The following is an 18,585-nucleotide window of genomic DNA, read 5'->3' as shown; positions in this document are numbered from 1 at the left end:
GGTGGCATGGGGGAGGGGGGCCGCGCATGTGTGACACGTAAGTAGCACAGAAGGTTGTACGGCTGCTGCGGGAGGGGGTCCTCCCGTCCGCATCATGGACGGTGCCGCCCTTGTGTACGCGTTGTATCTATGCTGTGGGCATGAACACGGCCGTCGAGCAGCCCGCCCCGCAGTCCCTCAAGCAGCCACCCGCCGCCGACCGCGTGTACACCCACGTCAAGCAGGGCGTACTCGACCGCCGCTACGAGGGCGGCACCCTGCTCACCGAGGGTGAGCTGGCCGAGGCCGTCGGTGTCTCGCGCACCCCCGTCCGGGAGGCGCTGCTGCGACTGGAGGCCGAGGGGCTCATCCGGCTCTACCCGAAGAAGGGCGCCCTCGTCCTGCCGGTCTCCGCGCAGGAGATCGCCGACGTGGTGGAGACCCGGCTGCTGGTGGAGGAGCACGCGGCCCGCAAGGCCGTGCCCGCCCCACCCGGCCTGCTGGAGCGGCTGACCGAGCTGCTGGAGCAGCAGAAGGCGCAGGCCGCCGCCGGTGATCTGGCCGCCGCCGCGGTCACCGACCGCTGCTTCCACGCCGAGATCGTGCGCAGCGGGGGCAACGAGATCCTCTCCCGGCTCTACGACCAGCTGCGCGACCGCCAGCTGCGGATGGGTGTGGCCGTCATGCACTCCCACCCCGACCGGATCGCCAAGACGCTCGCCGAGCACGAGGAGATCCTGAACGCGCTGCGCGCCGGGGACGCGGAGGCGGCCGTCGCCGTCGTGCACCGGCACGTGAGCTGGTTCTCGCACCTCGCCCGGGGTGAGGTCCGATGAGCGGCGCGATGCGCAACGCCACTCTTCCGGGTGATCCACCGGGCGGCCGCCGGGCCGTCGCCGTGTGGTCCATAGGCGTGGCCGTCTACTTCGTCGCCGTCATCTTCCGTACGTCCCTGGGCGTGGCCGGCCTCGACGCGGCCGACCGCTTCCACGTGGGCGCCTCCGCCCTGTCCACCTTCTCCATACTCCAGCTGCTGGTCTACGCGGGCATGCAGATACCCGTCGGCCTGCTGGTCGACCGCCTCGGCACCAAGAGGGTGCTGAGCATCGGAGCGGTCCTGTTCACCGCGGGGCAGCTGGGCTTCGCCTTCTCCCCCTCGTACGGCACCGCGCTCGCCTCCCGCGCCCTGCTGGGCTGCGGCGACGCGATGACCTTCATCAGCGTGCTGCGGCTCGGCACCCGCTGGTTCCCGGCCCGGCGCGGCCCGATGGTCGCGCAGCTCGCGGGACTGGTCGGCATGGCGGGCAACCTGGTCTCCACCCTGGTCCTGTCCCGGCTGCTGCACGGCATCGGCTGGACCCCGGCGTTCGCGGGCAGCGCGCTGGCGGGCGCGGTCGTCCTGGTCCTGACCCTGCTGTTCCTGAAGGACCACCCCGAGGGCCAGGAACCGGAGCCGTCCCCGCACCAGGGCGCGGCCTACGTCCGCCGGCAGATCGCCGCTGCCTGGCGGGAGCCGGGCACCCGGCTGGGCCTGTGGGTGCACTTCACCACCCAGTTCCCGGCGATGGTGTTCCTGCTGCTGTGGGGCCTGCCGTTCCTCGTCGAGGCGCAGGGCCTCAGCCGCGCCGCGGCCGGTGAGCTGCTCACCCTCGTCGTCCTGTCCAACATGGTGGTCGGCCTGGTCTACGGCCAGATCGTCGCCCGGCACCACGCGGCGCGGCTGCCGCTGGCGCTGGGCACGGTGAGCGCCACCGCGCTGCTGTGGGCGGCCACCCTCGCCTACCCCGGTGACCATGCGCCGACGTGGCTCCTGCTGGTGCTGTGCACGGTGCTCGGCGCGTGCGGACCGGCCTCGATGATCGGCTTCGACTTCGCCCGGCCGGCCAACCCGCCGGAGCGGCAGGGGACCGCGTCCGGCATCACCAACATGGGCGGTTTCATCGCCTCCATGACGACGCTGTTCGCGATCGGCGTGCTGCTGGACGCGACCGGGGACGACTACACCGTGGCGTTCAGCGCCGTGTTCGTGCTGCAGGCGCTCGGGGTCAGCCAGATCCTGCGGCTGCGGGGGCGGGCGGCCCGGCGGGAGCGGGAGCGGTTGGTGGCCAGCCGGGTGGAGACGGTGCACGTCCCCGCATAGGTGCCCTGTGCCGGGCGGGGGGGGGGCGCCTACCGGCGCCGGCAGGGTGCCGCCGCGCCCGCCCGTGCCGCTTGGGGGTACCCCCGCTCGCGGAGCCGGGGGAGGCGCGGCCGCCCGCAGCCGCGTCTTACGGCGTCACCGCGAAGTGGCGCAGGATCTCCGTCGCCAGGTCCTGGTCGCCCTCCGTCTTCACCCGGTCCGTCACCGCCTCCGGGGTGACGCGGCCGCAGGCCAGGCGGACGTAGGTCTCCCAGTCGAGGGTGAGGGTGGCGGCGGGGCCGAGGGCGGGGGCGGTCTCCACGGTGCCGCGGCCCTGGATGTCGACGCGGACCGTGCGCAGGAACTCCACCGGGCCGTGCACGTCGAACACGATCGCCGAGCTGCGCGGGGCGTTCGCGTCGTGCGCCACGACCTTGGGCAGCGCCTCCAGCAGCACGTCCCGCGTGACGTACGCGCCCGGCGAGTCCAGGTTGCCGGGGCGGCCCAGGGCCGTGCGCAGGTCCTGCTCGTGCACCCACACGTCGAAGGCCCGGGCGCGGTAGGCCTGTTCCAGGGTGATCTCGGTGCCCAGGGGGCCGCGCACCAGGGTGCCCGGGTCACGGGACTCGCCGCGCAGCTGGCGGTTGCGGCGGATGACCGTGTACTCCAGCTCGGCCGTCATCTCCGGCGCCGTGTGGTGGCGGCGGACGTCGACCTGCATCTCCATGTAGCGCTGGTGCTCGGTGGTGACGTGGAAGAGGTCGCGCGGCAGGGAGTGGATGGGGCGCGGATCGCCGAGCATCTCGCAGTCCAGGCCGATGACGTGGGACACGACGTCCCGCACCGACCAGCCGGGGCAGGGGGTCCGCCGGTTCCACTCGCCCTCGACGAGCGACTGCACCATCTCGGATATCGCTTCGATGGAGTGCGTCCAGGCGTCGGCGTAGGGCTGGAGGGTGGGATGCAGACTCACGGAACGGGACCCCTCGGCGGTCGGTACACGGGCAGGTTGCGGCGGCGGTGCCAGCGGGCGGTTGCACTTCGCGGGTGTCTTGGGGAGCTAAGTTACGCTGCTGAAAGGCACCCCGGCAGTGCTTTCGTGTGACGATCGTAGGCCTGTGTGGACGACTCGAATGCCAGGACGGTGGTAGTGTGCGCGCTTCGCTGATCCAGATCGCCGTGGACGAGGGCGAACCGGTCGACTCCCGGCGGCGGCGGGTGGCCGCGCTGGTGCGGGAACAGAGCGGGGCCGACCTCGTCGTCCTGCCCGAACTGTGGACCACCGGCGCCTTCGCCTACGAGGAGTTCGGCCGGGAGGCCGAGCCGCTCGAAGGGCCGACGTACGAGACGATGGCCAAGGCGGCGAGCGACGCGGGCGTGTGGCTGCACGCCGGCTCCATCCCCGAACGCGCTGCATCCGGCAGCGGCTCCGCCGCGGGCGACGGCACCCTCTACAACACGTCCCTCGTCTTCTCCCCCTCCGGTGAACTGGCCGCGGTCTACCGCAAGATCCACCGCTTCGGCTTCGACAAGGGCGAGGCCGTGCTGATGGGCGCGGGCCGGGACCTGGTGACGGTCCGGCTGCCCGGGACCACGCTCGGCGTGGCCACCTGCTACGACCTCCGTTTCCCCGAGCTCTTCCGTGGACTGGTCGACGCCGGCGCCGAGACGCTGGTGATCCCGGCGGGCTGGCCCGAGCGGCGACGCGCGCACTGGACGCTGCTGGCTCAGGCGCGGGCGGTGGAGAACCAGGCGTTCGTGCTCGCCTGTGGAACGGCCGGGACCCACGCCGGGGTTCCGCAGGCGGGTCACTCGATCGTGGTGGATCCGTGGGGCGAGGTGCTCGCCGAGGCCGGCCCCGGAGAAGAGGTCCTCACGGTCGACCTCGACCCGGCGAAGGTGGCCGCGACCCGCGAGCAGTTCCCCGCGCTGAAGGACCGGGTCCTCGGCCTGGACCGGCCGCGGTAGCGGGGTCGGCCCTCTCCCCCTGCGGGGTCAGTCCCGCGGGGTCGGCCCTCTCCCTCCTTCCTCCCGGCGCGGTCAGTCCTCCTCCCCCTCCTTCTCGGCGAGGTGGATCACGCACACCGCCACGGCGATCAGCAGCGCCGGGTCGGCGTCCTCCCGTACGACGTCGACGCCGTAGGTGTCGCGGACGCTCAGCCAGCGGCGGGAGATCACCGCGAGGAGTTCGCCGTCGTACTCGACGGCGAACTCCCGGTCCAGGATCTTGCCGCTGACGTCCAGTTCGGTGCCGTCCACCAGCGAGACCCGGTAGTGGTTGCGCAGCAGGGACAGCCGTTTGCGGCGGATCCGGGCCAGGGCCTCGCCGTCCCGTTCGATCACCATGGTGTCGCGCAGGGCGAGCATCTTCTGGTGGATGTCGATGAGGACCCGTCCCTGGGTGTCCTTCAGCTCGAAGGTGTCGCGCAGCCGCATCGCCTTGCCGTCGACGAGGAACACCTTCCGGCCGTGTTCGTCCTCGATCCACCAGTCGTCACCGATGCCGAGGATCCGGTCGCGTACGAGGAATCTCATACGGTGACGCTTCCCCGGCACCGGGGGATCGTCACGGAGCCGTCAGAGGAGTCCCGCGAGTCCCGCGCCGAACCGGCGGCGGTACGCCGACGGGCTCAGCCCCGTCTCGCGCCGCAGCCGGGCCCGCAGGTTGGCCGCCGTGCCCAGGCCGCTGCGCGCCGCCACGACGTCCAGCCGCTCCTCGCCCCGTTCGATCAGCCGGCACGCCAGCGCCACGCGTTCCCCGGTGAGCCAGGCCAGCGGAGTCGTCCCCAGCTGGCTGCGGAAGCGGCGGTGCAGGGTGGCGGGGGAGACGGCCGCGCGCGCGGCGAGGTCCGCGACGGTCAGCGGTTCGCCCAGCCGTTCCTGCGCCCAGGCCAGCAGCGGGCCGAGCGACTCGTCGGGCACCGCGGGCACCGGCCGCTCCACGAACTGGCGTTGCCCGCCGTCCCGGTGCGCGGCGAAGACGAGCCGCCGGGAGACGTGGTTGGCGATCTCCACGCCGTGGTCGCGGCGCACGAGGTGCAGACCGAGGTCGAGCGCGGAGGCGCTGCCGGAGGCGGTGAGGATGTCGCCGTCGTCCACGAAGAGCACGTCCGCCTCCAGGCGCACCCGCGGGAAGCGGGCCCGGAAGGCGTCCGCCCACATCCAGTGGCAGGCCGCCCGGCGTCCGTCCAGCAGCCCGGCCTCGGCGAGGGTGAACGCGCCCGAGCAGAAGCCGACGAGCCGGGCGCCACGCGCGTGTGCCCGCCGGATGACGTCCAGGACGCGTTCCGCGCGCGGGGCCTCGGTGTCGGGCCGGTTCGGCACGATCAGCGTGTCGGCGGACTCGGCGGCCTCCAGCCCGGCGACCCCGGTGAGGGTGAAGAAGCCGTCCCGCATGCGGGTCTCCGGTTCGGCCGCGCACAGCCGGAAGTCGTACAGCTCGCGTCCGAGTTCGGGCCGTGCGAGCCCGAAGACCTCGATGGCGCAGCTCATCTCGAAGGGGTTGGAGTTGTCGTCGACCACCAGCACGACACGGTGAGAGGATCGTTGCGGCATGTGCGATTTCTAGCACTCGCCGGGCCGTCGGCACCCGGCGACGATGAACCCATGGAACCGATCTCCCTGGAGGCGGCCCTCGCCTCCTTCACCGAGCAGTGGAGCCCCCGCATCGTCACGGCCGTCAACGACTACGACGTGCGCGTGGCGAAGGTCGAGGGCGAGCACCTCTGGCACGCGCACGCGCACACCGACGAGTTCTTCCTGGTCCTCGCGGGCGAACTGCACATCGGTCTGCGCGAACCGGCCGGCGAGCGCACGGTGGTCCTGCCCAGGGGCTCGGTGTTCACCGTGCCGCGCGGCATCGAACACAAGCCGTACGCGCCCGTGCCCACCGAGATCCTGGTCTTCGAGCCCACCGGGACGCTGACCGTCGGCGACCGGCACGAGGAGGTCCCCGACCACGTGGACGCGACCACGGGCCACCCGCTCACCTGACGGGGCGCCCGGATGACGGGGCGCCCGAATCCAGCGGGCCGAGGGGTGTCCCAGGGGTGAACTTCCCGCGCGCACGGGGAAGTTGCCCAACCAAACCGGAGGGCCCCGAGTCGGACGTGGTGCAAGGAACAGCAGACCGCACGCTCCCTCTCGGAGGTTCCGCCATGTCCTCTCGTCCCGCCCGCCGCCGGGTGACCCGCGCCGTTCCGGCGGCGGCCCTGGTCCTCGGTGCGGCCCTGGCCGTACCGCTCGCCCTGGCCGGACCCGCCGGCGCCGCCGTGGCGCCGGCCACGGCCGAGGTCAACGCGTACGACTGGCAGCTCACCTACAGGGCCGCCCCCGGCCAGACCAACAAGGCCACCGTCACCGCGTCACTCACCGCGGACCGCACGGGCATCACCTACGTCATCGACGACGCCGTCCCGATCCGCGCCGGCCACGACTGCCGCCACCCCGACGGCGCGGACCGCACGAAGGTCTCCTGCACGGTCACCAGCGTCGACAGCCAGGACCCGTACGCCGCGCTGGTGATGGACCTGGGCGACCGCAACGACTCGGTCGCGTACCGCAACGCCACCGACCAGATCTACTCCTACGCCGAGATCTCGCTGGGCGCCGGCAACGACAGGGCGACCGACTCCGGCCGCCTCGACGGGGCGTACGTCTCGGGCGGCGCGGGCAACGACACCCTGACCGTCGGCAAGGAGGGCCTGGCCTGGGGCGGCGACGGCAACGACACGATCACCGCGAGCGGCGGCGACAACATCGTGCAGGGCGGCAAGGGCGACGACACGCTGCACGGCGGCTCAGGAGCCCAGTACCTGTCCGGCGACGACGGCAGGGACACGATCACCGGCGGCGCGGGCGCCGACACCCTGTACGGCGGCAGGGGCAACGACGTCCTGTACGGCAACGGCGGCGACGACAGGCTGTACGGCAACAGCGGGAACGACAGGCTGTACGGCGGTGCCGGCCGGGACACCCTCTCGGGCGGCCCCGGCACGGATGTGGTCCGCCAGGACTGACGACCGGTTGCCGGGCCGGACGGGTCGTCCACAGGCCGGGCGGCGGTCGGCAGGTTGTCCACAGGGCACGAACGGCTGTCGGCCGGTTGTCCACAGGCTCGAACGGTTGTCGCCGCCGGATGGCACCCTGGGAGCCATGACCGACTCCGCACCCCGACGTGTCCGGGTACGCGCCCCCGAGCTGATCGGCAAGGGTGGCTGGCTGAACACGGGAGACCAGCAGTACACCCTCGCCGACCTGCGCGGACGCATAGTCGTCCTGGACTTCTGGACCTTCTGCTGCATCAACTGCCTGCACGTCCTGGACGAGCTGCGCGAGCTGGAGGAGAAGCACCGGGACACGCTCGTGGTGATCGGGGTGCACTCGCCGAAGTTCGTGCACGAGGCCGAGCACCAGGCCGTCGTGGACGCCGTGGAGCGCTACGGCGTGGCGCACCCCGTCCTGGACGACCCGGAGCTGGCCACCTGGAAGCAGTACGCGGTGCGCGCCTGGCCCACGCTGGTGGTGATCGACCCGGAGGGGTACGTCGTCGCCCAGCACGCCGGTGAGGGGCATGTGCACGCCATCGAGCGCCTGGTGACGGAGCTGGAGGCGGAGCACGCGGCGAAGGGCACCCTGCGCCGCGGCGACGGCCCCTATGTGCCGCCGGAGCCCGAGCCGACGACGCTGCGCTTCCCCGGCAAGGCGCTGCTGCTTCCCTCGGGGAACTTCCTGGTCAGCGACACCACCCGGCACCAGCTGGTGGAGCTGGCCGAGGACGCGGAGACCGTCGTACGGCGGCTCGGCTCCGGCGCGCGCGCCTTCGCGGACGGCGGACCTCAGGAGGCGTCCTTCAACGAGCCGCAGGGCCTGGCACTGCTGGACGACGGTTCGGTGGTGGTCGCCGACACCGTCAACCACGCCCTGCGCCGCCTGGACCTCGCCACCGGCGAGGTGACGACCCTGGCGGGCACCGGCAAGCAGTGGTGGCAGGGCTCGGCGACCTCCGGCCCGGCCCGCGAGGTGGACCTCTCCTCCCCATGGGACGTCGCGGTCTTCGGCGGCAGGGTGTGGATCGCGATGGCCGGCGTCCACCAGCTGTGGACGTACGACCCGGCCACCCGCACGGTCGCCGTGGCGGCGGGCACCACCAACGAGGGCCTGGTGGACGGGCCCGGCGCCGAGGCCTGGTTCGCCCAGCCCTCCGGGCTCGCGGCCACCGCCGGCCGGCTGTGGCTCGCCGACTCCGAGACGAGCGCCCTGCGCTGGGTGGACACGGAGGGGCACGTCCACACCGCCGTCGGCACCGGCCTGTTCGACTTCGGCCACCGCGACGGCGCCGCCGGCCAGGCGCTCCTGCAGCACCCGCTGGGCGTCACCGCCCTGCCGGACGGCTCGGTCGCGGTCGCCGACACCTACAACCACGCCCTGCGCCGCTACGACCCCGCGACCGGCGAGGTCACCACGCTCGCCACCGATCTGCGCGAGCCCAGCGACGCGGTCCTCGTCGGCGAGGACATCGTGGTGGTGGAGTCGGCCCGGCACCGGCTGACCCGCCTGCGCCTGCCGGAGGAGGCGGTCCGGGTGAAGTCGGTCGCCCACCGCACCCGGCGCGCCGCCACCGAGGTCGCCCCCGGCCGGCTGCGCCTGGAGGTGGTCTTCCAGGCCCCCGCGGGCCAGAAGCTCGACACCAGGTACGGCCCCTCGACCCGTCTGCTGGTCTCCTCGACCCCGCCCGAGCTGCTGCTCGAGGGCGGGGGAGCGGACACGGACCTGTCCCGGGAACTGGAGCTGAACCCGGCCGTCACCGAGGGCGTCCTGCACGTCTCGGCGATGGCCGCGAGCTGCGACGACGCGTCCGGCAGCGGCTCCGCCGCGGGGGCCGACGCGTACCCCGCCTGCCATGTCCACCAGCAGGACTGGGGCGTCCCGCTCCGCCTCACAGCGGGCGGGGCCGACCGCCTGCCGCTCGTCCTGGCGGGCATGGACGCCGGCACGGACGAGCAGGAGGCGGCGGCTCAGACGCCGTAACCGTCGCTGTAGCCGTCGGCGCGGTGGTGGTGCGGTTCGCCCTCCACCACCGGCGTCGTCGGCGGGACCACCACCCGGCGGCGTCGTGCGATGCCGCTGAAGGTGGCCACCCCGATCAGGCCCACGGCCATCAGGATCAGGCCGACGACGGTGAGGTTGACACCCTGCATGTGCCAGTCGGTCGCGAACGTCAGAATGGCCCCTATGGCGATGAGGATGATGCATCCGCCGAGACCCATGAGACCTCGCCTCCCCTTCCGGTTCCGGAATCTCCGGTGCCCTCCGGGTACCCGGCGAGGTCCCGACTAGCCCTGCAGGAAGGCCGTCAGGGCGTTCGCGAGCAGGAACGGGTCGTCGGCGCCGCACAGTTCACGGACGCTGTGCATGGAGAGGATCGCCACGCCGATGTCGACCGTGCGGATGCCGTGCCGGGCCGCGGTGATCGGGCCGATGGTGGTGCCGCACGGCATGGAGTTGTTGGAGACGAAGCTCTGGAAGGGGACGTTCGCCTTCTCGCAGGCCGCGGCGAACACCGCGCGCCCGGAACCGTCCGTGGCGTAGCGGTTGTTGACGTTGACCTTGAGGATGGGCCCGCCGTTGACCCGCGGGTGGTGCGTGGGGTCGTGCCGTTCCGCGTAGTTGGGGTGGACCGCGTGGCCCGTGTCGGAGGACAGGCAGACCGTGCCGGCGAAAGCCCGGGCCCGGTCCTCGAACGAGCCGCCCCGCGCGAACACCGAGCGCTCCAGGACCGATCCGAGCAGCGGGCCGTCGGCGCCGGTGTCCGACTGGGAGCCGTTCTCCTCGTGGTCGAAGGCGGCCAGCACCGGGATGCGGGTGAGCGGGGCGCCGGAGGTCGCGACGGCGGCGAGGGCGGCGGCACCGGCGTGCACGGACAGCAGGTTGTCCATGCGGGGACCGGCGACCAGTTCCCGGTCCCGGCCGAGGTAGGCCGGCGGCTCCACCGGGTGCGTCATCAGGTCCCAGCCGGCCACGGAGCCCGCCGCCAGCCCGGCCTCCTGCTCCAGGAAGGCGATCAGGTCGCCGTCCGACACGTCGTTGCCGAGTCCCCACACCGGCTGCAGATGCCGCTGCTTGTCGAGCTTGAGCCCCTCGGAGCTGACCGAACGGTCCAGGTGGATGGCGAGCTGCGGCACCCGCAGCAGCGGCCGGTCCACACTGACCAGGACCGAGGAACCGTCGCGCAGCGTCAGCCGGCCGGCCAGGCCCAGGTCCCGGTCGAGCCAGGAGTTGAGCAGCGGGCCGCCGTAGATCTCCACGGCGACCTGGCGCCAGCCGTGCGCCCCGGTGTCCGGGCGCGGCTTGACCCTCAGGCTCGGTGAGTCGGTGTGCGCGCCGATGATGTGGAAGGGGGTGTGCGGCTCGGCGCCCTCGGGCACGTACCAGGCCACGATCGCGCCGCCGCGCAGCACGTACCTGCCACCGCTGGTGCCGTCCCAGGCGTCCGTCTCCGCGACCTGCCGGAAGCCCGCCTTCTCCAGCCGCTCGGCGGTGTTCGCCACGGCGTGGTACGGCGACGGGCTCGCCGCCAGGAAGGACATCAGGTCGTCGGTGTGGCCGCGGTCGAAGCGGGCGGAAGCGCTCATGGGATTCACCTTAACGACGTGCACGGGCCCGCTCCCGGTAAAGAGAGCGGGCCCGTGCGAGGAATCGACGGGGACGTCCAGAACGTCCGGACGGGTCGGCTAGAACGCGGCCTCGTCCAGCTCCATCAGGTCCAGCTCGACGTTGCCGGCGACCTTGCGGGCGAGGGTGACGCCCGGCAGGACGTTCGCCGCGAAGAACTTCGCCGCGGCGATCTTGCCGGTGTAGAACGCCTTGTCCTTCGCCGAGGCGGTGGCCAGCTTCTCGGCGGCGACCGCGGCGCCCTTGAGGAGCAGGTAGCCGACGACCACGTCACCGGAGGCCATGAGCAGGCGGGTGGTGTTCAGGCCGACCTTGTAGATGTTCTTGGTGTCCTGCTCGGTGGCGGCGAGGTCGGTCAGCATCAGGCCGACGATCGCCTCCAGCTCCACGGCCGCCTTGGCCAGGTGCTCGCGGGCGCCGGCCAGCTCCTCGCCGCCGGTGCCGAGGGCCAGGAACTTCTTGATGTCCTCGGCGAGGGAGTTCAGCGCGGCACCCTGGTTGCGGACGATCTTCCGGAAGAAGAAGTCCTGGCCCTGGATCGCCGTGGTGCCCTCGTACAGGGTGTCGATCTTGGAGTCCCGGATGTACTGCTCGATCGGGTACTCCTGCAGGAAGCCGGAGCCGCCGAAGGTCTGCAGCGACTGGGCGAGCTGCTCGTAGCCCTTCTCGGAGCCGTAGCCCTTGACGATCGGCAGGAGCAGGTCGTTGAGGGCTTCCTCGGCGGAGGCGTCCTCGCCGTTCGCCTCCTTGATCTGGATGGTGTCCTGGAGGGAGGCGGTGTACAGCACGAGGGCGCGCATGCCCTCCGCGTACGCCTTCTGCGTCATGAGCGAGCGGCGCACGTCGGGGTGGTGGGTGATGGTGACCTTGGGCGCGGTCTTGTCCATGAAGTTCGCCAGGTCCGGGCCCTGGACGCGCTCCTTGGCGTACTCCAGCGCGTTCAGGTAGCCGGTGGAGAGCGTGGAGATCGCCTTCGTGCCGACCATCATGCGGGCGAACTCGATGATGCGGAACATCTGGCGGATGCCGTCGTGCTTGTCGCCGATCAGCCAGCCCTTGGCGGGGTGCTTGTCGCCGAAGGTCATCTCGCACGTGTTGGAGGCCTTCAGGCCCATCTTGTGCTCGACGTTGGTGGCGTAGACGCCGTTGCGCTCGCCCAGCTCGCCGGTCTCGAAGTCGAAGAGGTACTTCGGGACGAGGAAGAGGGACAGGCCCTTGGTGCCGGGGCCGGCGCCCTCGGGACGCGCGAGCACGTAGTGGAGGATGTTCTCCGACATGTCGTGCTCACCGGAGGTGATGAAGCGCTTCACGCCCTCGATGTGCCAGGAGCCGTCCTCCTGCTGGACCGCCTTGGTGCGGCCGGCGCCCACGTCCGAGCCGGCGTCCGGCTCGGTGAGCACCATGGTGGAGCCCCACTGCTTCTCGGTCGCGATCTTGGCGATGTGCTTCTGGACGTCGTTGCCCTCCTCGAAGAGGATGCCGGCGAACGCGGGGCCGGAGGAGTACATCCACACGGCCGGGTTGGCGCCCAGGATCAGCTCGGCGTAGGCCCAGATCAGGGAGCGCGGCGAGGTGGTGCCGCCGATCTCCTCGGGCAGGCCGAGGCGCCAGTACTCGGAGTCCATGAAGGCCTGGTAGCTCTTCTTGAAGGACGCCGGGACGGGTGCGGTGTTGGTCTCCGGGTCGAAGACCGGCGGGTTGCGGTCGGCGTCGGCGAAGGACTCGGCCAGCTCGTTCTCGGAGAGGCGGGTCAGCTCCTCCAGGACGCTCTTGGCGGTCTCGACGTCCATCTCCTCGAACGGGCCGGTGCCGTACACCTTGTCGCGCCCCAGTACTTCGAAGAGGTTGAACTCGATGTCGCGGAGATTCGACTTGTAGTGCCCCATGGCGACGGCTCCGTAGAGGGATCGGCGAGGCACTGACTCCTCGCACCTAGTTCACGTACCAACAAGTAGCTACGATGATGCTACCCGTCGGTAATAAGACGCAACCCCGATCCGGTCATCTGTGACGCGTCTCAAGTGCGCCTCCGGCGACCCCGTGCGCCTCCGCCGTCCGAGTGAATCCATGCCTCCGTTTAGGGCACGTCGCGTAATCCGGTCGCTACGTTCGGTGATTGCCCGATCCCCTCTCGTGCGCGGAGGCACTCATGCGACGACTCCTGACCAGGCTGGGCGGAATGGCGGCGGCGGCGATGCTCACCGTCGGGCTGGCCCATCCCTCCCAGGCGGCGGACCACGCCTACTTCGAGTTCACCGACATCACCCACGAGCGGGCGATCGTCCGGATCGACGACCCGGCCAAGATCCAGCACGCCCGGGACCTGGTCAACGGCGTGACCACCGACCGGCCGCACCTCCTGGGGCGGATCGTTCCGCGCACGGCCCCCTACAACCCCAGGTGGTCCTTCCACTACCACCCGGACACCGTCGATTTCTTCGACGTCGCCATCGAGGTCTGCGACGCCACGCTCCCCTACGTCGAGGACCACCTGGACGAGGCGGGCGGCGCCTTCCTGCCCGGGTACGTCTGGTGCCCCTGGACCTCCCGGCTGGTCCGTGAGGTTCCGGCCCCGTAGGCCGCTCGGGCGGCGGGGCGGCTCGGTACGCTTGCGTTCATGTACGGATACGGCCAGTCCATGGACGGGGGCGCTGCCCAGCAGCAGTACGCCCCGCCGCAGCAGCCGATGGCCGGCGGATACGGGCAGCAGCCGCCGCTGTACCCCGAGCCGTCCCCGCCCTCGCTCGCGGACGCGGTGCGCGCCTTCACCACCGGCCAGATGTCCGCCGAGGACTTCCAGCAGATCTTCGCCACGTCGAAGGTGTACTGCCCGCGCGGCGACACCCCCGGCTTCCTCGCTCTGCACAACACCCAGCAGCCGGTGATCCCGATGTTCACCTCGCTGAAGGAGCTGCGCCGGTACGCGGGCAAGGAGTCCAAGTACTTCGTGATCACCGGTGCCGAGGTGATCGACCTGCTGCCGACCGGCTACGGCTTCGTCCTGGACATGGAGGGCGAGCACCGGATGGTGTTCGACGCGAAGGCGGTCGAGCAGATGGTCGACTTCGCGATGCGCCGTATGTACGGCGGCTGAGCCGCTCGGCTCGCGGCGTGCCCGACGACGCACTCCACAGCACACCCCGCAGCACATCTCGCACGACCGGGCCCGGAGGGAATGTCCTCCGGGCTTTCTCTGTTCTGGCTGGCAAGAAGTTCAACGCTCAACTAAAGTGGGCGTACCAAGGAGGTACCCACCATGCCTGCAATCGACGGCGTCTTCGACCACCAGGACAGCCAGGGCGGTGGGGGGACCATCACCAACGGCGACACCCAGTGGATGACGGCGGGCTCCGGCCTGCTGCACATCGAGGCCCCGCCGGAGTCGCTCGTCATGTCCGGCGGCCTCTTCCACGGGCTCCAGCTGTGGGTGAACCTCCCCGCCAAGGACAAGATGATGGCCCCGCGCTACCAGGACATCCGCGGCGGCAACGTCCAGCTGCTCACCTCCCCCGACGGCGGCGCGCTGCTGCGTGTCATCGCCGGTGAGCTGGACGGCCACCAGGGCCCGGGCATCACGCACACGCCGATCACGATGATCCACGCGACCCTCGCCCCGGGCGCGGAGATCACCCTGCCGTGGCGGGAGGACTTCAACGGTCTGGCGTACGTCCTCGCGGGCCGCGGCAGCGTGGGGACGCAGCGCCGCCCGGTCCACCAGGGCCAGACGGCCGTCTTCGGCGCCGGCTCCTCGCTGACCGTCCGCGCGGACGAGAAGCAGGACGCGCACACCCCGGACCTGGAGGTCGTCCTCCTCGGCGGGCAGCCGATCCGGGAGCCGATGGCCCACTACGGCCCGTTCGTCATGAACACCAAGGCCGAGCTGATGCAGGCCTTCGAGGACTTCCAGAAGGGCCGCCTCGGAACGGTCCCGGCGGTGCACGGGATGACCGAGGGCGGGCTGTAGGCCCTCGCCGGCCGCCCGCACGGCGAAGCCCCGTCCGTATCGAGGGCGGGGCTTCGCCCGTGTGGGCGCCTATCCCTCCAGCAGACTCTTCAGCTGCTGCAGGTCCCCGCGGACCGTGTTCTCGACGCGGTGGACCTGGGCCATTCCCTTCGGGCCGCCGAAGGCGTCCTGGACGGCCCCCGGCTCGTACTCCAGACGGATCTGTACCTGGCTGTGGTCGCGGTCCAGCGGCCGTACCGACAGGGTTCCCTTCAGCTCCGGGCTGCCCTCCGTCTGCCAGGAGATGACCTGGTCGCTCGCGCGGTCGTCGAGGACGGCCGCGAACTCCCGCTGCACACTGCCGGCGCGGACGTCGAGACGGGCGCGGCCGGCGCCCTGCGGACGGGCGCGCTGGACACCGTCGATGAACGCCGGGTACGCCTTGACGTCGTGCAGCCGGTCCCAGACCTTCTGCGCGGGGGCGTTGATGTCGATGTGCTCTTCCAGCCTGCTCATCGTGAACCTCGCCTTCTGGCCGGTGGCCGGACCATCGGGTCCTTCCAGCGTGCGCCGCGGCCCCGTCGCCCCGCAAGACAGCGCACCGGCGGACCCCGCCCTCACCCGCCCGGCCCGTGCCGCGGGACAGCCGGGGGCGGTCGTGGTGCGCTGGTGGCGTGCAGTTCCTTCCGGTTCCCGTACGGCGGTTCGCCGCATGGTGTGTCGTGCTGCTGCTCGCCGCGGGCGTGGGGTGGGTGGCGGTACGGCTGTGCGGGGAGCTGCGCACGGCCGTCACGCCGGTGCTACTCGCGCTGCTCGGGACCGCGCTGCTCGGGCCGTTGTACCGGCGGATGGTGCGCGCGGGGGTGCAGGCGTCGGTGGCGGCGGGGATCACCTGTGTCGCCGTCCTCACCGTGGTGGGCGGCGCCGTGTACGTCGTCGTCGCCGCGCTCATCGACACCGGCGACCAGATCGTCTCCTCGCTGCGGGAGGCCGCCAAGGGGGTCGCGCGGCACTTCGGGGCCGCCGGGACCAGCCTCGACGACCTGGCCGGCAACGCGCGCGATCTGCTGCGCAAGTTCGGCGGGACGGCCGTGTCCAACGTCATCAGCGGGGTCAGCGTCGTCGCCGAGTCCCTCGCCATGGCCGTGCTCGCGCTGCTGCTCGTCTTCTTCTTCCTGCGCGACTCCCAACGGGCCGTGGGCGCCCTGCGCTCGGTCGCGCCCGGCGACACCGCCGACACCCTGGAGGCCATCGCCCGGCGGGCCTTCGCCGCGGTGGAGGGGTTCATGCGCGGGACGACCCTCATCGCCCTGATCGACGCCCTGTGCATCACCGTCGGCCTGCTGGTCCTGCGGGTGCCCGGCGCGGTCGGCCTCGGCGCGCTCGTCTTCGTCGGCGCCTACATCCCCTATCTCGGCGCGTTCATCTCCGGCACGGTGGCCGTGCTGGTCGCCCTCGCCGACCGGGGTTTCGTGATCGCGCTGTGGGCGCTCGGGGTGGTGCTCGCGGTGCAGGTGCTGGAGGGGCACGTGCTGCAGCCGGTGATCCAGAGCCGGACCGTGCAGATGCATCCGGCCGTGGTGATGCTGGCGATCACCGCGGGCGCCTCCGTCGCGGGCATCCTCGGCATGCTCCTCGCGGTCCCGCTGACCGCGGCGGCCTTCGGGGTCGTCGAGGAGCTGAGGGAGCGCTACGCCACCTCCTCCGCCACCTCGTCCGACGCCCCGGCCGACGGGCCCCCGGGCTCGTAGAGCTCGAACCAGATGCTCTTGCCCTCGCCCCGCGGGTCCACCCCCCACGCGTCCGCGAGGAGTTCGATCAGCATCAGGCCGCGGCCGGAGGAGGCCAGCTCGCCGGGGCGGCGCCGGTGCGGCAGGTCGTCGCCGCTGTCGAAGACCTCCACCCGCAGCCGCCGGCCGGCCCCCTCGCCGATGACCTCGGCGAGCAGCAGCGCGTCGGCGTCCGTGTGCACCAGCACGTTGGTGATCATCTCGGAGACCAGCAGCACCGCCGAGTCCAGCTGGTCGGCCGACGCCCAGTCGTGCAGCAGCTCGCGCAGGTGCTGGCGGGCCTCGGCGATCCGGTCCGGCTCGTCCTGCGCCACCGACAGCAGCGTCCTCCGCACCCGCGGCCGTACCGCGACGGTGTCGCCGCAGCCGCAGCCCTCCCCCGGCCGGCACAGCAGCAGCAACGCGATGTCGTCCTCGCGGCGGTCGGCCAGCGGGCCGGTGGTGTGGTGCGAGGACGGCCCGTGCACGGCCTGCACCAGCGTGTCCGCCAGGGACTCCAGGTCGCCCCGGTGGTCCTCCAGGGTCTGGCGGAGCCTGCGCCAGCCGCTCTCCATGTCGTGCCCGCCGGTCTCGATCAGGCCGTCGGTGCACAGCATCAGCGTCTCGCCGGGTTCCAGGGTGAACCGGGTCGTCGGGTAGTCGGCGTCCGGGTCGATGCCCAGCGGCAGCCCGCCCACCGTCGGCCGCATCATCACTGTGCCGTCCGCCATCCGGATCACCGGGTGCGGGTGCCCGGCGCGGGCGATCTCCAGCCGGCCGGTCGGCGGGTCGGCCTCCGCGTACAGGCAGGTCGCGAAGCGCGGGTCGGGGTGCGGGTCGTCACCGGAGGCCTGCGTGATGCCGTGCAGGAAACGGGAGGCGCGGGAGAGGACGGCGTCCGGGCGGTGCCCCTCGGCGGCGTAGGCGCGCAGCGCGATCCGCAGCTGGCCCATGAGGCCGGCCGCGCGCACGTCGTGCCCCTGGACGTCCCCGATGACCAGCGCGAACCGCCCGGAGGGCAGCGGGATCAGGTCGTACCAGTCGCCGCCGACCTGGAGGCCGCCGCCGGTCGGGATGTACCGGGCGGTGACCCGCATCCCCGGGATCTCCGGGCCCAGCGAGGGCAGCATGGAGCGTTGCAGGCCTTCCGTCAGCTCCCGCTCGGACTCGGCGACCCCGGCCCGGGACAGCGCCTGGGCGAGCATCCGGGCGACCGTGGTCAGCACCGCCCGCTCGTCCGGGGTGAAGGCCACCGGGTAGGTGAAGGCGGCCATCCAGGCGCCCATCGTGCGTCCGGCCGCCGTCAGCGGCAGGAAGGCCCACGAGTGGCGGCCGAAGACCCGGGCCAGCGGCCAGGTCACCGGGTAGCGCTCCTTGTACTCCTCCGGGGAGGACAGGTACACGGCCCGTCCGGTGCGGACGACCTCGGCGGCCGGGTAGTCGGTGTCCAGCGGCATGTCGGAGAAGGGGTTCATGTCGCCGGGCTGGTGCCCGTGCTGGCCGGTGATGGTCAGCCGGTCGCCCTGGACGCCGAAGACCACGAGCCCGTCCGGGGAGAACCCCGGCATCGACAGGCCGCCGGCCACCCGCAGCACCTCGGCCGTGGACCGGGCCTCCGCCAGCGCCCGGCCGGCGTCCAGCAGGAACGCCTCCCGGGAGCGCCGCCAGTCGCCGGTGACCGCGCTGCGGGCGGCCGCCGTGCCCGGGGTCGGCTCGGTCACCTCCTGGAGGGTGCCGATCAGTTCGTACGCGTGCCGCTCGGGGTCGAACGACGGCTTGGAGCGGCTGCGGACCACCCGCAGGATCTCGCCGTCGGCGTTCATGATCCGGATGCGCACCTCGGCGAGGGTGCCCTCGGCGACCGCCAGCCGCACCACACCGGTGATCTCGTTCCAGTCGACCGGGTGGAACCGGGCCCGGGTCTGGGCCTCGGTGAGGGTGGCCGGCTCCGCGGGCAGGCCGAGCAGCCGCGCCGCCTCCGCGTCCACGGTCACCAGTCCGGTGGCCGTGTCCCAGTGCCAGAGCCCGGTCGCGAGGGCGGCGAGGACGTCCTCGGTGGACGGAAGGGGCTCGCTGGTGCGCATTGCCCCACTTTAGGAAGA

The 18,585-nt window shown here is 72.1% G+C and carries 17 protein-coding genes and 1 pseudogene; 10 read left to right on the top strand and 8 right to left on the bottom strand.

What is annotated here, in order from left to right; genetic code table 11:
- Positions 1 to 140 precede the first annotated feature (140 nt).
- Together IEZ20_RS09435 and IEZ20_RS09430 are read left to right on the top strand one after the other, a co-directional pair.
- Positions 141 to 815 (top strand): GntR family transcriptional regulator, encoded by a 675-nt coding sequence (locus tag IEZ20_RS09435; RefSeq protein ID WP_189296424.1) that lies wholly within the window; start codon positions 141 to 143, stop codon positions 813 to 815.
- Entirely contained in the window at positions 812 to 2,119 is a 1,308-nt protein-coding gene (locus IEZ20_RS09430; protein WP_373303915.1) for an MFS transporter, read from the top strand. Before IEZ20_RS09435 ends, IEZ20_RS09430 begins: the two co-directional genes overlap by 4 nt.
- Positions 2,120 to 2,246: 127 nt before the next feature.
- On the opposite strand, the gene IEZ20_RS09425 is transcribed toward IEZ20_RS09430, so the two are convergent.
- The gene (locus IEZ20_RS09425; RefSeq protein WP_189296422.1) at positions 2,247 to 3,071 is read right to left on the bottom strand and encodes a maleylpyruvate isomerase family mycothiol-dependent enzyme; all 825 of its coding nucleotides are present in this window, start codon (positions 3,069 to 3,071) and stop codon (positions 2,247 to 2,249) included.
- A 179-nt stretch (positions 3,072 to 3,250) separates the two neighbouring features.
- Here IEZ20_RS09425 and IEZ20_RS09420 point away from each other — a divergent pair, with 179 nt between their 5' ends.
- Positions 3,251 to 4,066 carry a carbon-nitrogen family hydrolase gene (locus IEZ20_RS09420; protein ID WP_189296420.1) on the top strand — a complete coding sequence of 272 codons (816 nt, stop codon included), beginning with the start codon at positions 3,251 to 3,253 and terminating at the stop codon, positions 4,064 to 4,066.
- Positions 4,067 to 4,138: 72 nt separating this feature from the next.
- Here the strand turns inward: IEZ20_RS09420 and IEZ20_RS09415 are convergent, their stop codons facing one another.
- Together IEZ20_RS09415 and IEZ20_RS09410 are read right to left on the bottom strand one after the other, a co-directional pair.
- Entirely contained in the window at positions 4,139 to 4,633 is a 495-nt protein-coding gene (locus tag IEZ20_RS09415) for an LURP-one-related/scramblase family protein (protein ID WP_189296418.1), read from the bottom strand.
- Positions 4,634 to 4,675: 42 nt separating this feature from the next.
- Positions 4,676 to 5,653, bottom strand: a complete 978-nt coding sequence (locus tag IEZ20_RS09410; RefSeq protein ID WP_189296416.1) for a GlxA family transcriptional regulator — start codon at positions 5,651 to 5,653, stop codon at positions 4,676 to 4,678.
- A 51-nt stretch (positions 5,654 to 5,704) separates the two neighbouring features.
- Here IEZ20_RS09410 and IEZ20_RS09405 point away from each other — a divergent pair, with 51 nt between their 5' ends.
- From IEZ20_RS09405 to IEZ20_RS09395, 3 genes are all read left to right on the top strand, one after another.
- The gene (locus IEZ20_RS09405; protein ID WP_189296413.1) at positions 5,705 to 6,091 is read left to right on the top strand and encodes a cupin domain-containing protein; all 387 of its coding nucleotides are present in this window, start codon (positions 5,705 to 5,707) and stop codon (positions 6,089 to 6,091) included.
- 164 nt (positions 6,092 to 6,255) lie between these two features.
- Positions 6,256 to 7,116 (top strand): calcium-binding protein, encoded by an 861-nt coding sequence (locus IEZ20_RS09400; protein ID WP_189296412.1) that lies wholly within the window; start codon positions 6,256 to 6,258, stop codon positions 7,114 to 7,116.
- 136 nt (positions 7,117 to 7,252) lie between these two features.
- The gene (locus tag IEZ20_RS09395; protein ID WP_189296410.1) at positions 7,253 to 9,127 is read left to right on the top strand and encodes a thioredoxin-like domain-containing protein; all 1,875 of its coding nucleotides are present in this window, start codon (positions 7,253 to 7,255) and stop codon (positions 9,125 to 9,127) included.
- On the opposite strand, the gene IEZ20_RS09390 is transcribed toward IEZ20_RS09395, so the two are convergent.
- The 3 genes from IEZ20_RS09390 to IEZ20_RS09380 all read right to left on the bottom strand — a co-directional run bounded on the left by IEZ20_RS09390 (position 9,115) and on the right by IEZ20_RS09380 (position 12,657).
- Entirely contained in the window at positions 9,115 to 9,366 is a 252-nt protein-coding gene (locus IEZ20_RS09390) for a DUF6458 family protein (RefSeq protein ID WP_189296408.1), read from the bottom strand. The genes IEZ20_RS09395 and IEZ20_RS09390 overlap by 13 nt on opposite strands.
- A 66-nt stretch (positions 9,367 to 9,432) precedes the next feature.
- Complete coding sequence (locus tag IEZ20_RS09385; protein ID WP_189296406.1) at positions 9,433 to 10,731, bottom strand: M18 family aminopeptidase; 1,299 nt, start codon at positions 10,729 to 10,731, stop codon at positions 9,433 to 9,435.
- Positions 10,732 to 10,830: 99 nt separating this feature from the next.
- Positions 10,831 to 12,657: an acyl-CoA dehydrogenase gene (locus IEZ20_RS09380; RefSeq protein ID WP_189297001.1), complete on the bottom strand. Its 1,827-nt coding sequence runs from the start codon at positions 12,655 to 12,657 to the stop codon at positions 10,831 to 10,833.
- Positions 12,658 to 12,920: 263 nt separating this feature from the next.
- Here IEZ20_RS09380 and IEZ20_RS09375 point away from each other — a divergent pair, with 263 nt between their 5' ends.
- From IEZ20_RS09375 to IEZ20_RS09365, 3 genes and pseudogenes are all read left to right on the top strand, one after another.
- The gene (locus IEZ20_RS09375; RefSeq protein ID WP_189296404.1) at positions 12,921 to 13,349 is read left to right on the top strand and encodes a BP74-related protein; all 429 of its coding nucleotides are present in this window, start codon (positions 12,921 to 12,923) and stop codon (positions 13,347 to 13,349) included.
- 39 nt (positions 13,350 to 13,388) lie between these two features.
- Entirely contained in the window at positions 13,389 to 13,865 is a 477-nt protein-coding gene (locus tag IEZ20_RS09370) for an SseB family protein (protein WP_189296402.1), read from the top strand.
- A 171-nt stretch (positions 13,866 to 14,036) separates the two neighbouring features.
- Positions 14,037 to 14,735, top strand: a pseudogene (locus IEZ20_RS09365) (pirin family protein); the annotation flags it as partial.
- Positions 14,736 to 14,804: 69 nt separating this feature from the next.
- Here IEZ20_RS09365 and IEZ20_RS09360 read toward each other — a convergent pair.
- Positions 14,805 to 15,230 (bottom strand): SRPBCC family protein, encoded by a 426-nt coding sequence (locus IEZ20_RS09360; RefSeq protein WP_189296400.1) that lies wholly within the window; start codon positions 15,228 to 15,230, stop codon positions 14,805 to 14,807.
- A gap of 158 nt (positions 15,231 to 15,388) precedes the next feature.
- Between IEZ20_RS09360 and IEZ20_RS09355 the strand changes: the two genes are divergently transcribed.
- Entirely contained in the window at positions 15,389 to 16,465 is a 1,077-nt protein-coding gene (locus tag IEZ20_RS09355; RefSeq protein WP_189296398.1) for an AI-2E family transporter, read from the top strand.
- On the opposite strand, the gene IEZ20_RS09350 is transcribed toward IEZ20_RS09355, so the two are convergent.
- Positions 16,405 to 18,567 carry a SpoIIE family protein phosphatase gene (locus tag IEZ20_RS09350; RefSeq protein WP_189296396.1) on the bottom strand — a complete coding sequence of 721 codons (2,163 nt, stop codon included), beginning with the start codon at positions 18,565 to 18,567 and terminating at the stop codon, positions 16,405 to 16,407. The two genes, IEZ20_RS09355 and IEZ20_RS09350, sit on opposite strands and share 61 nt — an antisense overlap.
- Positions 18,568 to 18,585 lie beyond the last annotated feature (18 nt).

The organism is Streptomyces cinerochromogenes, from assembly GCF_014648635.1.
Taxonomy (GTDB): Bacteria; Actinomycetota; Actinomycetes; order Streptomycetales; family Streptomycetaceae; genus Streptomyces; species Streptomyces cinerochromogenes.
The sequence above is the reverse complement of the archived record's forward strand: the minus strand, read 5'-3'. Positions and strand labels throughout refer to the sequence as shown.

Coding starts and splice junctions, on each gene's coding strand:
- IEZ20_RS09380 (WP_189297001.1), bottom strand. CDS start 12,657: ATGGGGCACTACAAGTCGAATCTCCGCGACATCGAGTTCAACCTCTTC.
- IEZ20_RS09350 (WP_189296396.1), bottom strand. CDS start 18,567: ATGCGCACCAGCGAGCCCCTTCCGTCCACCGAGGACGTCCTCGCCGCC.
- IEZ20_RS09375 (WP_189296404.1), top strand. CDS start 12,921: ATGCGACGACTCCTGACCAGGCTGGGCGGAATGGCGGCGGCGGCGATG.
- IEZ20_RS09385 (WP_189296406.1), bottom strand. CDS start 10,731: ATGAGCGCTTCCGCCCGCTTCGACCGCGGCCACACCGACGACCTGATG.
- IEZ20_RS09360 (WP_189296400.1), bottom strand. CDS start 15,230: ATGAGCAGGCTGGAAGAGCACATCGACATCAACGCCCCCGCGCAGAAG.
- IEZ20_RS09430 (WP_373303915.1), top strand. CDS start 812: ATGAGCGGCGCGATGCGCAACGCCACTCTTCCGGGTGATCCACCGGGC.
- IEZ20_RS09435 (WP_189296424.1), top strand. CDS start 141: ATGAACACGGCCGTCGAGCAGCCCGCCCCGCAGTCCCTCAAGCAGCCA.
- IEZ20_RS09395 (WP_189296410.1), top strand. CDS start 7,253: ATGACCGACTCCGCACCCCGACGTGTCCGGGTACGCGCCCCCGAGCTG.
- IEZ20_RS09400 (WP_189296412.1), top strand. CDS start 6,256: ATGTCCTCTCGTCCCGCCCGCCGCCGGGTGACCCGCGCCGTTCCGGCG.
- IEZ20_RS09415 (WP_189296418.1), bottom strand. CDS start 4,633: ATGAGATTCCTCGTACGCGACCGGATCCTCGGCATCGGTGACGACTGG.
- IEZ20_RS09390 (WP_189296408.1), bottom strand. CDS start 9,366: ATGGGTCTCGGCGGATGCATCATCCTCATCGCCATAGGGGCCATTCTG.
- IEZ20_RS09370 (WP_189296402.1), top strand. CDS start 13,389: ATGTACGGATACGGCCAGTCCATGGACGGGGGCGCTGCCCAGCAGCAG.
- IEZ20_RS09405 (WP_189296413.1), top strand. CDS start 5,705: ATGGAACCGATCTCCCTGGAGGCGGCCCTCGCCTCCTTCACCGAGCAG.
- IEZ20_RS09410 (WP_189296416.1), bottom strand. CDS start 5,653: ATGCCGCAACGATCCTCTCACCGTGTCGTGCTGGTGGTCGACGACAAC.